The organism is Bradyrhizobium sp. CCGUVB14, assembly GCF_024199935.1.
Classification (GTDB): Bacteria; Pseudomonadota; Alphaproteobacteria; order Rhizobiales; family Xanthobacteraceae; genus Bradyrhizobium.
The window spans coordinates 6,151,646-6,163,453 of sequence record NZ_JANADS010000001.1 but is presented as its reverse complement, the minus strand read 5'-3'; the positions used below and the strand labels follow the sequence as shown (position 1 = coordinate 6,163,453).

The 11,808-nt window shown below is 62.8% G+C and carries 13 protein-coding genes; 12 read left to right on the top strand and 1 reads right to left on the bottom strand.

Annotation, left to right across the window (positions count from 1 at the left end; all coding sequences use genetic code 11):
- The first annotated feature begins 120 nt into the window (after nucleotides 1-120).
- Nucleotides 121-2,160, top strand: a complete 2,040-nt coding sequence (locus NLM32_RS28980; protein ID WP_254132188.1) for an ABC transporter ATP-binding protein — start codon at nucleotides 121-123, stop codon at nucleotides 2,158-2,160.
- On the opposite strand, the gene NLM32_RS28975 is transcribed toward NLM32_RS28980, so the two are convergent.
- Nucleotides 2,067-3,326: an NAD(P)/FAD-dependent oxidoreductase gene (locus NLM32_RS28975; protein WP_254132187.1), complete on the bottom strand. Its 1,260-nt coding sequence runs from the start codon at nucleotides 3,324-3,326 to the stop codon at nucleotides 2,067-2,069. The genes NLM32_RS28980 and NLM32_RS28975 overlap by 94 nt on opposite strands.
- Nucleotides 3,327-3,993: 667 nt before the next feature.
- Between NLM32_RS28975 and rpsL the strand changes: the two genes are divergently transcribed.
- The 11 genes from rpsL (at nucleotide 3,994) to rplV (ending at nucleotide 11,803) form a co-directional block, all read left to right on the top strand.
- Nucleotides 3,994-4,365 carry a 30S ribosomal protein S12 gene (gene rpsL / locus NLM32_RS28970; protein ID WP_007603006.1) on the top strand — a complete coding sequence of 124 codons (372 nt, stop codon included), beginning with the start codon at nucleotides 3,994-3,996 and terminating at the stop codon, nucleotides 4,363-4,365.
- A 15-nt stretch (nucleotides 4,366-4,380) separates the two neighbouring features.
- Nucleotides 4,381-4,851: a 30S ribosomal protein S7 gene (gene rpsG / locus NLM32_RS28965; protein WP_148750332.1), complete on the top strand. Its 471-nt coding sequence runs from the start codon at nucleotides 4,381-4,383 to the stop codon at nucleotides 4,849-4,851.
- A 30-nt stretch (nucleotides 4,852-4,881) separates the two neighbouring features.
- Nucleotides 4,882-6,954, top strand: coding sequence for an elongation factor G (gene fusA, locus NLM32_RS28960; RefSeq protein ID WP_254132186.1), 2,073 nt, complete (start codon nucleotides 4,882-4,884; stop codon nucleotides 6,952-6,954).
- A 40-nt stretch (nucleotides 6,955-6,994) separates the two neighbouring features.
- Nucleotides 6,995-8,185: an elongation factor Tu gene (gene tuf, locus NLM32_RS28955; RefSeq protein WP_212301602.1), complete on the top strand. Its 1,191-nt coding sequence runs from the start codon at nucleotides 6,995-6,997 to the stop codon at nucleotides 8,183-8,185.
- Nucleotides 8,186-8,267: 82 nt separating this feature from the next.
- Nucleotides 8,268-8,576, top strand: a complete 309-nt coding sequence (gene rpsJ / locus NLM32_RS28950; RefSeq protein ID WP_002712302.1) for a 30S ribosomal protein S10 — start codon at nucleotides 8,268-8,270, stop codon at nucleotides 8,574-8,576.
- Between the two features lie 52 nt (nucleotides 8,577-8,628).
- Entirely contained in the window at nucleotides 8,629-9,345 is a 717-nt protein-coding gene (gene rplC, locus NLM32_RS28945) for a 50S ribosomal protein L3 (RefSeq protein ID WP_254132185.1), read from the top strand.
- A gap of 1 nt (nucleotide 9,346) precedes the next feature.
- Nucleotides 9,347-9,967, top strand: a complete 621-nt coding sequence (gene rplD / locus NLM32_RS28940) for a 50S ribosomal protein L4 (protein WP_011088150.1) — start codon at nucleotides 9,347-9,349, stop codon at nucleotides 9,965-9,967.
- Nucleotides 9,964-10,266 carry a 50S ribosomal protein L23 gene (locus NLM32_RS28935; protein ID WP_027535292.1) on the top strand — a complete coding sequence of 101 codons (303 nt, stop codon included), beginning with the start codon at nucleotides 9,964-9,966 and terminating at the stop codon, nucleotides 10,264-10,266. Before rplD ends, NLM32_RS28935 begins: the two co-directional genes overlap by 4 nt.
- A gap of 12 nt (nucleotides 10,267-10,278) precedes the next feature.
- On the top strand, nucleotides 10,279-11,112 hold the full coding sequence (gene rplB, locus NLM32_RS28930; RefSeq protein ID WP_254132184.1) for a 50S ribosomal protein L2: 834 nt from the start codon (nucleotides 10,279-10,281) through the stop codon (nucleotides 11,110-11,112).
- Nucleotides 11,113-11,124: 12 nt separating this feature from the next.
- Nucleotides 11,125-11,403, top strand: coding sequence for a 30S ribosomal protein S19 (rpsS, locus tag NLM32_RS28925; protein WP_008136357.1), 279 nt, complete (start codon nucleotides 11,125-11,127; stop codon nucleotides 11,401-11,403).
- A gap of 10 nt (nucleotides 11,404-11,413) precedes the next feature.
- Nucleotides 11,414-11,803, top strand: a complete 390-nt coding sequence (gene rplV / locus NLM32_RS28920) for a 50S ribosomal protein L22 (RefSeq protein ID WP_057745488.1) — start codon at nucleotides 11,414-11,416, stop codon at nucleotides 11,801-11,803.
- The last annotated feature ends 5 nt before the right edge of the window (nucleotides 11,804-11,808 follow it).

Genomic DNA, 11,808 nt, shown 5'->3' with positions numbered 1-11,808 from the left:
GAATTCGCCAATTGTTTTGCCGAATTCATCCTGATCGCATAGAATCGATGGCAGTAGCGGCGTTTCGCTATTTCTCTGGTTTCTCTGCGGTCAGGCCGGCCGTCAGCATCGGTTGGTTTCATGGCGTCCAAGCCTCTTTCTCCCGACAAACAGAAGCTCGCCTCGCACGAGGCGGCCGAGCTCGAGGACAAGCTCGCCGCGGATCACAAGCCGGAGCTGGAAGACGACGAGGAAGACGAAGACGAGGACGACGACGAGCTTGAGCTCGACGACGATGATGACGAGGAGCTCGTCGTCTTTACCGCCCGCGAAGCCGCCGGCGCGCTCGCGACCATCCTGGGCTTCGTCAAGCCGTTCCTGTCCAACTACAAGCGCATCCTGGGCTATGTGGCGTTCGGCGTTCTGGTCGAGACGCTGTTCAACGTCATCATGCCGCTCAGCTTGAAGTACCTGATCGACGACGCGCTCGGCGAGGAGGATTTCCAGGCGCTCTACAAGATCCTCGGCGTGCTCGCGGCCGCCGGCATCTTCACCTCGATCGTCGCGGTCTGGTACGAGCGCTGGGACGCGCGGCTTGCCGCCTGCATCATCTCCGACGTCCGCAAGCGCCTGTTCGAGCACGTCCAGGACCTGCCGGCGGCCTATTTCGGCCGCACCAAGCGCGGCGAGATCCTGTCGCGCTTCTCGGTCGATCTCTCGGCCTTCGAAGGCTCGGTCAAGACCTTTGCCAACAGCGCCGCGCTGCCGTTCCTGGAGCTGATCGCCGGCATCATCCTGATGCTGTTCCTGAACTGGCAGCTCGCGGTGGTCGCGCTGCTGGTGTTCCCGATCACCCTGATCGGCCCGCGCATCCTGACGCCGAAAGCGGTGCAGGCCAATTACGAGCAGAAGCTCAACGAAAGCGCGCTGCTCGGCATGGTGCAGGAGAACGTGGCGGCGCAGGCCGTGATCAAGGCGTTCAGCCTGCAACGCAAGATGTTCGGCTTCTTCAATTTCCGCAACGACGAGACCCGCAACAGGATCGCCGCGGCTGCGTTCCTGTCGACCATGGTGGAGCGGACGGTCACCATCTCGGTGCTGCTGCTGCACCTCGTCGTGCTCGCGATCGGTGCCTATCTGGCGACCAAGGGCCAGATCACCATCGGCACCTTCGTCACCTTCGAGAGCGCGTTCTGGGAGGTCTCCTACAACATCGCCCACGTGATGCATTTCATCCCGGTGTCGATCTCCTCGGCTGCCGCGATCCGCCACATCCAGGAGTTGCTGGACGAGCCCACGCGCGGCGCCGATCGTCCCGGTGCGCCCGACCTGCCGCGCATCACCCACGACATCACCTTCGACCACGTCACGTTCCAGTACGATGGCGGCCAGACGCCGGTGCTGGACAATCTCAGCCTCAAGCTCAACGTCGGCAAGAGCATCGCCATCGTAGGCCCCTCCGGCTCAGGCAAGAGCACGCTGCTCAACCTGATCCTGCGGCTCTACGTCCCGGATGAGGGCCGCGTCTCGATCGACGGTGTCGACGTGCGCAAGGTGACGCTGGATTCGCTGCGGCGGAGCATGGCCGTGGTGTTCCAGGAGAACATGCTGTTCAACATGTCGATCCGCGAGAACATCCGGCTCGGCAAGGAAGGCGCGACCGACGAGGAGGTGGAGGAGGCCGCCAAGAAGGCCGAGATCCACCGTTACATCATGGGCCTGCCGCAGCGTTACGACACCCCGGTCGGCGAGCGCGGCGACACGCTCTCGGGCGGCCAGCGCCAGCGCATCGCGATCGCGCGCGCCATCATCCGCAACCCTTCCGTGCTGCTGCTCGACGAAGCCACCTCGGCACTCGACCAGACCACGGAGGCCGCGATCAACCGCACGTTGCTAAAGGTCGCCAAGGGCCGCACCATGATCTGGTCGACCCACCGCCTGACCTCGGTGGTCGAGATGGACGAGATCATCGTGATTTCAGGGGGCAGGGCGATCGAGCGCGGCTCTCATGCCGAGCTGCTCGCCAAGAATGGCACCTATCGCAAGCTGTGGAACGACCAGATCCACCAGCCGCATGGCGCGGTCGCTCAGGCCGACGACGACAACGATGATGACGAAGACGACGAGGATGAGGACGACCTCGACGAGGATGATGAGGACGAGGACGACGAGGAGGAGTGACCGAGGAAGTTCGGCTCCAGGTGGACCACGCCTCCCAGTCGCCGCAACAATCCCTGGGCTGACCACGCCATGAAGCGCGCCCAGCGCTGCGCGGTCCAGTAGGGGCTCGTCGCAATCGACACCGAGCGGAAGTCGAAGGCTTTTGCCGCCGACCATTCGTCGCAGGCCCGCTTGACCGGATCGGCGTAGAAGGCGGCGATCTTGTCCTCATCCATCCCGTCGGACGCCAGCCATTGCGGGATGTGGACGTTGCAGAGCCGCTCGACGTCGGTGAACACCTTGTCGCAGCCGGTGCCCGCGACCGGGCAGGAGGTCGCGAAGGCATCGCCCACCAGCACCACGCCGCTCTGGTGGGTGGCGTCATTCACATAGAGATCGACCGGACGGATCTTCAGCTCGCCCAAAATGTCGAAGGCGCCGGTGATGTGCTTGAGCCGCGGCAGGGCAGCGTCCAGCGTCGCGGCCGGCGCGCGGCGCAGCTCGCGCAGCCAGGGATCGTCGAAGCCGCGATACGCGAACAGATTGGCGCGCATCCGCGTGCCGATCGGAAACAGCGTGATGTAGGGGATGCGGTCGCTCGGCCGCTCCGAGAAATAGGTCAGCGCCGGGAAGTCGAACGAATGCCGTCCGGCCGGCGCGACGTCGAACCCGATCGAGATCGAATGGCAGGCGCTGACGATATTTCGCGTGATGCCGAGCTGGTGGCGCAGGCCGACATTCAGGCCGTTGGCGAGCACGACAAGGCGGGCCGAGATCATCTCGTCATTGTCGAGCGCGATTCGCGAGCGCTCCGGGCTGGTCTCGACCGACACCGCCTTGGTCCAGATTCGCTCGACGGTTTCCGGAATCTCGTCGCGGATCGCGTTGACCAAGGAATCGTAGAGGATGTTGAACTGCCGGCTCGGCGCCTTGTCGAGGAGATGCCCGAACCGTGCGATCCAGTTCTCACTGGAGAAGGTCGCCCGGCGCAACACTGAGTCGGCGATTCCGGTCCGCTGGAATCGCTCGACCTGGCCATGACCGCTCAGCTTTTCGACGCGAAAATCGGCCGGATAGGTCTCATGCGGGTCGATCAGCACCACCGAAATGCCGGCACGCCCGAGCATCGCGGCGGCGGTCGAACCGGCAAGTCCCCCGCCAATGATGGCAATATCCGTGTACCGCATGGCGTCTGTCTCTGCCGGAGAGGGCAGATTGACGCATCAAGAGGAAAAAAAGCCTTAGCGCGGGTTATAAAAGTATATTTCTCCCGGGTATAAATGCGTTTGGGGCTGGCGGAACCAGGGCTTTGTTCCCATATTCAGGAGGCGCGGTGAGGGGCCAGGCAGGCGATTTCGACAGGCGCGAGAAGCGCTTTCGGACTGTCGTTTCGCCTTGACTTGAGCGATTCTCACTTATAGAAAGCGCCTCACTTAACGACAGGCGGTGAGCATTGCCAACGTCGGAACGGGCCACCCGTTGATCCCCAGGGGTCGCTAAAGCGGGCACCAACCTCGACGAATGCCGCTCAAACGCTGTCGATAATAGCTAGGCAATGCCAGTGCGATTTTAGGCCTCTCGAGCATGTTCTCCTGAGACCGAATTCGGATGCATGACCTCAGTGCGCGGGCCGCGGCTTTACGCTGATCGGCCTCAATACTGCGGTCCTCTGTGGCGTCGAAGCGCTTTCCACTCAGCAATGAGCGGTTGGCGCGATTTCGCTTTGTGCGGATTGTTCCGTGCGAGGTGGGCCCCGTCGAACGGGTAGTGCGACAAGAATTTGCGGTCCCGGGAACGGGCCGCGGCAAGACAGCGGACCCGCAAGGGACCGCGATAACAAAGGGTAAGGCCAGGATGCCGACGATCAACCAGCTGATCGCTCAACCGCGTGAAGTGCAGAAGTCGCGCAAGAAGGTGCCGGCGCTGCAGCAGTCGCCGCAGAAGCGTGGTGTTTGCACCCGCGTCTACACCACGACCCCGAAGAAGCCGAACTCGGCGCTTCGTAAGGTCGCCAAGGTGCGCCTGACCAACGGGTTCGAGGTGATCGGCTACATCCCGGGTGAGGGTCATAACCTTCAGGAGCACTCGGTGGTCATGATCCGCGGCGGTCGCGTCAAGGACTTGCCCGGCGTGCGTTACCACATCCTCCGCGGCGTTCTGGATACCCAGGGCGTCAAGAACCGTAAGCAGCGTCGTTCGAAGTACGGCGCAAAGCGTCCGAAGTAAGCGGGAACCAGCTCAATGTCTCGTCGCCACTCAGCGGAAAAGCGCGAAGTTCTTCCCGATCCGAAGTTCGGGAACATCATCGTCACGAAGTTCATGAACTCGGTGATGTACGCCGGCAAGAAGTCGGTCGCCGAAGGCATCGTCTACGGTGCGTTCGGTCTTATCGAAAGCAAGACCAAGCAGAACCCGCTCGGTGTGTTCGAGCAGGCACTCGAGAACGTCATGCCGACGATCGAAGTGCGCTCCCGCCGCGTCGGTGGCGCGACCTACCAGGTTCCGGTCGAGGTTCGCTCGGTGCGCCGTCAGGCGCTGGGCATCCGCTGGCTGATCTCGGCTGCGCGCGAGCGCAACGAGAAGACGATGACTGAGCGCCTTTCGGCTGAGCTGCTCGACGCATCGAACAACCGCGGCAACGCCGTCAAGAAGCGTGAAGATGTGCACCGGATGGCCGAAGCCAACCGCGCCTTCTCGCACTATCGCTGGTAACGGCGACACACGGAATCTAAGGAACAGCCCATGCCTCGCGTTCATGCCATAGAGAACTACCGCAATTTCGGTATCATGGCGCATATCGATGCCGGCAAGACCACGACCACCGAGCGCATCCTCTATTACACCGGCAAGAGCCACAAGATCGGCGAAGTGCACGAAGGTGCCGCGACGATGGACTGGATGGAGCAGGAGCAGGAGCGTGGCATCACGATCACCTCGGCTGCGACCACCGCCTTCTGGGCCGGCAAGCGCCTGAACATCATCGACACCCCCGGCCACGTCGACTTCACCATCGAAGTCGAGCGTTCGCTGCGCGTGCTCGACGGTGCCGTCTGCGTGCTCGACTCGAACCAGGGCGTCGAGCCCCAGACCGAGACCGTCTGGCGCCAGGGCGACAAGTACAAGGTTCCGCGCATCGTCTTCGCCAACAAGATGGACAAGACCGGCGCCGACTTCTTCAAGTGCCTGGCCGACATCGTCGACCGCCTCGGCGCCAAGCCGATCGCGATCCAGCTTCCGATCGGTGCCGAGAACAACTTCAAGGGTCTCGTCGACCTCGTGAAGATGCAGGGCATCATCTGGAACGATGAATCGCTCGGCGCGAAGTTCGACTATGTCGACATCCCGGAAGATCTGGTCGAGCAGGCCAAGGAATATCGCGAGAAGATGGTGGAAGCCGCCGTCGAGCTCGACGACGACGCCATGGCTGCCTATCTCGATGGCAAGGAGCCGGATGAAGAGACGCTGAAGCGGCTGATCCGCAAAGCGGTGCTGACCGGCGCGTTCTATCCCGTGCTGTGCGGCTCGGCCTTCAAGAACAAGGGCGTGCAGCCGCTGCTCGACGCCGTCGTCGACTATCTGCCGTCGCCGATCGACGTGCCCGCGATCAAGGGCACCGATGATTCCGGCAACGAAGTCGTGCGCAAGGCGGACGACAAGGAGCCGCTCGCGCTGCTCGCGTTCAAGATCATGGACGACCCGTTCGTCGGCACCATCACCTTCTGCCGCATCTACTCCGGTATTCTGCAGAGCGGCACCGGCGTCGTGAACTCGACCCGCGAGAAGAAGGAGCGTATCGGGCGCATGCTGCTGATGCATGCGAACAACCGCGAAGACATCAAGGAAGCCTATGCCGGTGACATCGTCGCGCTGGCCGGCCTGAAGGAAGCGCGCACCGGTGACACGCTGTGCGATCCCGACAAGCAGGTGATCCTGGAAAAGATGGAATTCCCCGAGCCGGTCATCGAGATCGCGATCGAGCCGAAGTCCAAGGCCGACCAGGAAAAGCTGGGCGTGGCGCTGGCGAAGCTCGCTGCGGAGGATCCGTCCTTCCGCGTCTCGACCGACCAGGAGTCCGGCCAGACCATCCTCAAGGGCATGGGCGAACTCCATCTCGACATCAAAGTCGACATCCTCCGCCGCACCTACAAGGTCGATGCCAACATCGGCGCGCCGCAGGTTGCGTTCCGTGAGCGCGTCACCAAGAAGGCCGAGGTCAAGTACACCCACAAGAAGCAGACCGGCGGTACCGGTCAGTTCGCGGAAGTGTCGATCGTGGTCGAGCCGAACGAACCCGGCAAGGGCTACGAGTTCGAGTCCAAGATCGTCGGCGGTGCGGTTCCGAAGGAATACATCCCCGGCGTGGAAAAGGGCCTCAACAGCGTGATGAGCTCTGGCGTGGTCGCGGGCTTCCCCGTGGTCGACGTCAAGGTTCAGCTCGTCGACGGCAAGTATCACGACGTCGACTCGTCGGCGCTCGCCTTCGAAATCGCATCGCGCGCGGCTTTCCGCGAAGCGCTGCAGAAGGGCAAGTCCGTCCTGCTCGAGCCGATCATGAAGGTCGAAGTGGTGACCCCGGAAGACTACACCGGCTCGGTCATCGGCGACCTGAATTCCCGGCGCGGTCAGATCCAGGGGCAGGACATGCGCGGCAACGCCAACGTCATCAACGCGATGGTGCCGCTCATGAACATGTTCGGTTACGTGAACAACCTGCGCTCGATGAGCCAGGGGCGCGCGACCTTCACCATGCAGTTCGACCACTACGCAGAAGCGCCGGCTAACGTGTCGGCAGAAGTCCAGAAGAAGTTTGCCTGATTGTCGTCGGTCACGAACTGACGATTGAACGGAGAGTCAAATGGCCAAAGCTAAGTTTGAACGTAACAAGCCGCACTGCAACATCGGTACCATCGGTCACGTCGACCATGGCAAGACGTCGCTGACCGCGGCGATCACCAAGGTTCTCGCCGAAGCCGGCGGTGCGACGTTCACCGCGTACGACCAGATCGACAAGGCGCCGGAAGAGAAGGCGCGCGGCATCACCATCTCGACCGCGCACGTCGAGTACGAGACGCCGAACCGCCACTACGCCCACGTCGACTGCCCCGGCCACGCCGACTACGTGAAGAACATGATCACCGGCGCCGCCCAGATGGACGGTGCGATCCTGGTCGTGTCGGCTGCTGACGGCCCGATGCCGCAGACCCGCGAGCACATCCTGCTCGCCCGCCAGGTCGGCGTTCCCGCGCTCGTCGTGTTCCTCAACAAGTGCGACATGGTCGACGATCCGGAACTGCTCGAGCTCGTCGAGCTCGAAGTCCGCGAGCTGCTCTCGAAGTACGACTTCCCGGGCGACAAGATCCCGATCATCAAGGGTTCGGCGCTCGCCGCTCTCGAAGATTCGGACAAGAAGCTCGGCCACGACGCCATCATCGAGCTGATGAAGAACGTCGACAGCTACATCCCGCAGCCGGAGCGTCCGATCGACCAGCCGTTCCTGATGCCGGTTGAAGACGTGTTCTCGATCTCGGGCCGCGGCACCGTCGTGACCGGCCGTGTCGAGCGCGGCATCGTCAAGGTCGGCGAGGAAATCGAGATCGTCGGTCTCCGTGCGACCCAGAAGACCACCGTCACCGGCGTCGAAATGTTCCGCAAGCTGCTCGATCAGGGCCAGGCCGGCGACAACATCGGTGCGCTGCTCCGCGGCACCAAGCGCGAAGACGTCGAGCGCGGCCAGGTGCTGTGCAAGCCGGGTTCGGTCAAGCCGCACACCAAGTTCAAGGCTGAGGCTTACATCCTCACCAAGGAAGAGGGCGGTCGCCACACCCCGTTCTTCACCAACTACCGTCCGCAGTTCTACTTCCGCACCACCGACGTGACCGGTGTCGTGCATCTGCCGGAAGGTACCGAGATGGTGATGCCGGGCGACAACATCGCGATGGAAGTGCACCTGATCGTGCCGATCGCGATGGAAGAGAAGCTCCGCTTCGCGATCCGCGAAGGTGGCCGCACCGTCGGCGCCGGCGTCGTCGCTTCGATCATCGAGTAATTACGAGAATAGGGACCGGCGAGTAGCGAATGGTGACATTCGCTATTCGCTATTCGCCACCCAACGAAGAGAGACCACGGCAATGAACGGCCAAAATATTCGCATCCGTCTCAAAGCGTTCGACCATCGTATCCTCGATACGTCGACCCGCGAGATCGTGAACACGGCGAAGCGCACCGGTGCGCAGGTCCGCGGACCCATTCCGCTGCCCACCCGCATCGAGAAGTTCACCGTCAACCGTTCGCCCCACGTCGACAAGAAGAGCCGCGAACAGTTCGAGATGCGCACTCACAAGCGTCTGCTCGACATCGTCGATCCGACCCCGCAGACCGTCGATGCTTTGATGAAGCTCGACCTGGCCGCCGGTGTCGACGTCGAGATCAAGCTCTAAGATTTTGGATCACGTTCGCACCTAGCGGACAGAAAGAACAGGAAGCACGCCGATGCGCTCCGGAGTGATCGCACAAAAGGTCGGGATGACGCGGGTCTTTACAGAGGCCGGCGAACATATCCCCGTGACCGTGCTGAAGCTCGGCAATTGCCAGGTCGTAGGCCACCGCACTGAAGAGAAGAACGGTTACGTCGCGCTCCAGCTTGGTTCTGGCAGCCGCAAGACCGTGTACATGCCCAAGGCAGAACGCGGCCAGTTCGCGGTCGCCAAGGTCGAGCCGAAGCGGCAGGTCGAGGAGTTCCGCGTGTCCGCGGACGCCATGATCCCCGTGGGCGCCGAGATCCTCGCCGACCACTTCGTCGTCGGCCAGTTCGTCGACGTCACCGGCACCTCGGTCGGTAAGGGCTTCGCCGGCGGTATGAAGCGCTGGAACTTCGGCGGTCTGCGCGCCACGCACGGTGTGTCGATCTCGCACCGTTCGATCGGTTCGACCGGTGGTCGTCAGGACCCCGGCAAGACCTGGAAGAACAAGAAGATGCCCGGCCACATGGGTGTCGATCGCATCACCACGCTCAACCTCCGCGTCGTTCAGCTCGACGTCGAGCGTGGCCTGATCCTCGTCGAAGGCGCCGTTCCCGGCTCCAAGGGCGGCTGGATCCGCGTGCGCGACGCCGTCAAGAAGCCGCTGCCGAAGGACGCTCCGAAGCCCGGCAAGTTCAAGGTTGCGGGCGGCGAAGCCGAGGCTGCGGCCCAGCAAGAGGGTGCGTGAGATGGAATTGAAGGTCACCACGCTCGAAGGTAAGGAAGCCGGCTCGGTCCAGCTTTCCGACGCCATTTTCGGCCTCGAGCCGCGCCAGGACATCATTGCACGTTGCGTGCAGTGGCAGCTGAACAAGCGTCAGGCCGGTACCCACAAGGCCAAGGGCCGCGCCGAAATCTGGCGCACCGGCAAGAAGATGTACAAGCAGAAGGGCACCGGCGGTGCTCGTCACGGCTCGGCCCGCGTGCCGCAGTTCCGCGGTGGCGGTCGTGCCTTCGGTCCGGTGGTGCGCTCGCACGCCACCGATCTGCCGAAGAAGGTCCGTGCGCTCGCTCTCAAGCACGCCCTCTCGGCCAAGGCCAAGGACGGCGATCTGCTCGTGATCGACAAGGCCGCGCTGGAAGCCGCCAAGACCAAGGCGCTGCTCGGTCACTTCTCGGGCCTCGGCCTGACCAACGCGCTGATCATCGACGGTGCCGAGCTCAACAACGGCTTTGCCGCTGCGGCCCGCAACATCCCGAACATGGACGTGCTGCCGATCCAGGGCATCAACGTCTATGACATCCTGCGCCGTCAGAAGCTCGTTCTGACCAAGGCCGCCATCGATGCGCTGGAGGCGCGCTTCAAATGACGAAGAACATCGAGGCTCGCCATTACGACGTGATCGTCGCCCCGGTCGTTACCGAAAAGGCGACGCTGGCGTCCGAGCACAACAAGGTTCTGTTCAAGGTGGCCGCGAAGGCGACCAAGCCGCAGATCAAGGAAGCGATCGAGAAGCTGTTTGACGTCAAGGTCAAGAGCGTCAACACGCTGGTCCGCAAGGGCAAGACCAAGGTCTTCCGCGGCAATCTCGGCTCGCAGTCGAACACCAAGCGCGCGATCGTGACCCTCGAAGAGGGTCATCGGATCGACGTGACCACCGGTCTGTAAGGTCGCACGACGATGGCACTGAAGAAATTCAATCCCACGACACCGGGCCAGCGCCAGCTGGTCATGGTCGATCGTTCGGCCCTCTACAAGGGCAAGCCGGTCAAGGCGCTCACCGAGGGCAAGCACTCCTCGGGTGGTCGCAACAACACCGGTCGCATTACCGTGCGCTTCCGTGGCGGCGGTCACAAGCAGACCCTGCGCATCGTCGACTTCAAGCGCGACAAGGTGGATGCGCCGGCGACCGTCGAGCGGCTGGAATACGATCCGAACCGCACCGCGTTCATCGCGCTGGTCAAGTACGAAGACGGCACCCAGGCCTATATCCTGGCGCCGCAGCGTCTGGCGGTCGGCGATTCCGTGATTGCCGGCAACTACGTCGACGTGAAGCCGGGCAATGTCATGCCGCTCGGCAACATGCCGGTCGGCACGATCATCCATAACATCGAGGTCAAGATCGGGAAGGGCGGCCAGCTCGCCCGTTCCGCCGGCACCTACGCGCAGCTCGTCGGCCGCGACCAGGACTACGTCATCATCCGCCTGAACTCGGGTGAGCAGCGCCTGGTGCACGGCCGTTGCCGCGGCACGATCGGTGCGGTGTCGAATCCGGACCACATGAACACCTCGATCGGCAAGGCCGGCCGCAACCGCTGGCTGGGCCGCAAGCCGCATAACCGCGGCGTTTCGATGAACCCGATCGACCATCCGCACGGCGGTGGTGAAGGTCGTACCTCGGGCGGTCGTCACCCGGTTACTCCGTGGGGCAAGCCGACCAAGGGCAAGAAGACCCGCAGCAACAAGTCGACCAACAAATTCATTCTCCTAAGCCGCCACAAGCGGAAGAAGTAAGGAACGACGGACATGGTTCGTTCAGTCTGGAAAGGCCCGTTCGTCGAGGGTTCTCTGCTCAAGAAGGCAGATGCCGCGCGCGCGTCCGGCCGTCACGACGTCATCAAGATCTGGAGCCGTCGCTCGACGATCCTGCCGCAGTTCGTCGGCCTGACCTTCGGCGTCTACAACGGTCAGAAGCACGTGCCGGTGGCCGTCAACGAGGAAATGGTCGGTCACAAGTTCGGCGAGTTCTCGCCGACCCGGACCTTCCATGGCCACTCCGGCGACAAGAAAGCCAAGAAGGCTTGAGGATTAAACGATGAGCAAACCTAAGCGCGAACGGAGCCTCGCCGAGAACGAGGCCAAGGCGGTCGCCCGGATGCTGCGGGTGAGCCCGCAAAAGCTCAACCTGGTCGCCCAGCTCATTCGCGGCCGGAAGGCTTCCGCTGCGCTCGCCGACCTGCAGTTTTCGCGCAAGCGGATCGCGGTTGACGTGAAGAAGTGCCTGGAATCGGCTATCGCCAATGCCGAGAACAACCACGACCTCGACGTTGACGATCTCGTCGTGGCACAGGCCTTCGTCGGCAACGGCCTCGTGATGAAGCGCTTTGCCGCCCGCGGCCGTGGCCGCTCGGGCCGTGTCTACAAACCATTTTCGCAGCTGACGATCATTGTTCGTCAGGTCGAAGCCGAAGCAGCAGCGGCTTAAGGGTC

Excerpts from the sequence above, each read along its gene's own strand:
- NLM32_RS28975 (WP_254132187.1), bottom strand. The coding sequence starts at position 3,326 with ATGCGGTACACGGATATTGCCATCATTGGCGGGGGACTTGCCGGTTCG.
- rplD (WP_011088150.1), top strand. The coding sequence starts at position 9,347 with ATGGAATTGAAGGTCACCACGCTCGAAGGTAAGGAAGCCGGCTCGGTC.
- rpsJ (WP_002712302.1), top strand. The coding sequence starts at position 8,268 with ATGAACGGCCAAAATATTCGCATCCGTCTCAAAGCGTTCGACCATCGT.
- rplC (WP_254132185.1), top strand. The coding sequence starts at position 8,629 with ATGCGCTCCGGAGTGATCGCACAAAAGGTCGGGATGACGCGGGTCTTT.
- NLM32_RS28935 (WP_027535292.1), top strand. The coding sequence starts at position 9,964 with ATGACGAAGAACATCGAGGCTCGCCATTACGACGTGATCGTCGCCCCG.
- rplV (WP_057745488.1), top strand. The coding sequence starts at position 11,414 with ATGAGCAAACCTAAGCGCGAACGGAGCCTCGCCGAGAACGAGGCCAAG.
- rpsS (WP_008136357.1), top strand. The coding sequence starts at position 11,125 with ATGGTTCGTTCAGTCTGGAAAGGCCCGTTCGTCGAGGGTTCTCTGCTC.
- NLM32_RS28980 (WP_254132188.1), top strand. The coding sequence starts at position 121 with ATGGCGTCCAAGCCTCTTTCTCCCGACAAACAGAAGCTCGCCTCGCAC.
- fusA (WP_254132186.1), top strand. The coding sequence starts at position 4,882 with ATGCCTCGCGTTCATGCCATAGAGAACTACCGCAATTTCGGTATCATG.
- rplB (WP_254132184.1), top strand. The coding sequence starts at position 10,279 with ATGGCACTGAAGAAATTCAATCCCACGACACCGGGCCAGCGCCAGCTG.
- rpsG (WP_148750332.1), top strand. The coding sequence starts at position 4,381 with ATGTCTCGTCGCCACTCAGCGGAAAAGCGCGAAGTTCTTCCCGATCCG.
- rpsL (WP_007603006.1), top strand. The coding sequence starts at position 3,994 with ATGCCGACGATCAACCAGCTGATCGCTCAACCGCGTGAAGTGCAGAAG.
- tuf (WP_212301602.1), top strand. The coding sequence starts at position 6,995 with ATGGCCAAAGCTAAGTTTGAACGTAACAAGCCGCACTGCAACATCGGT.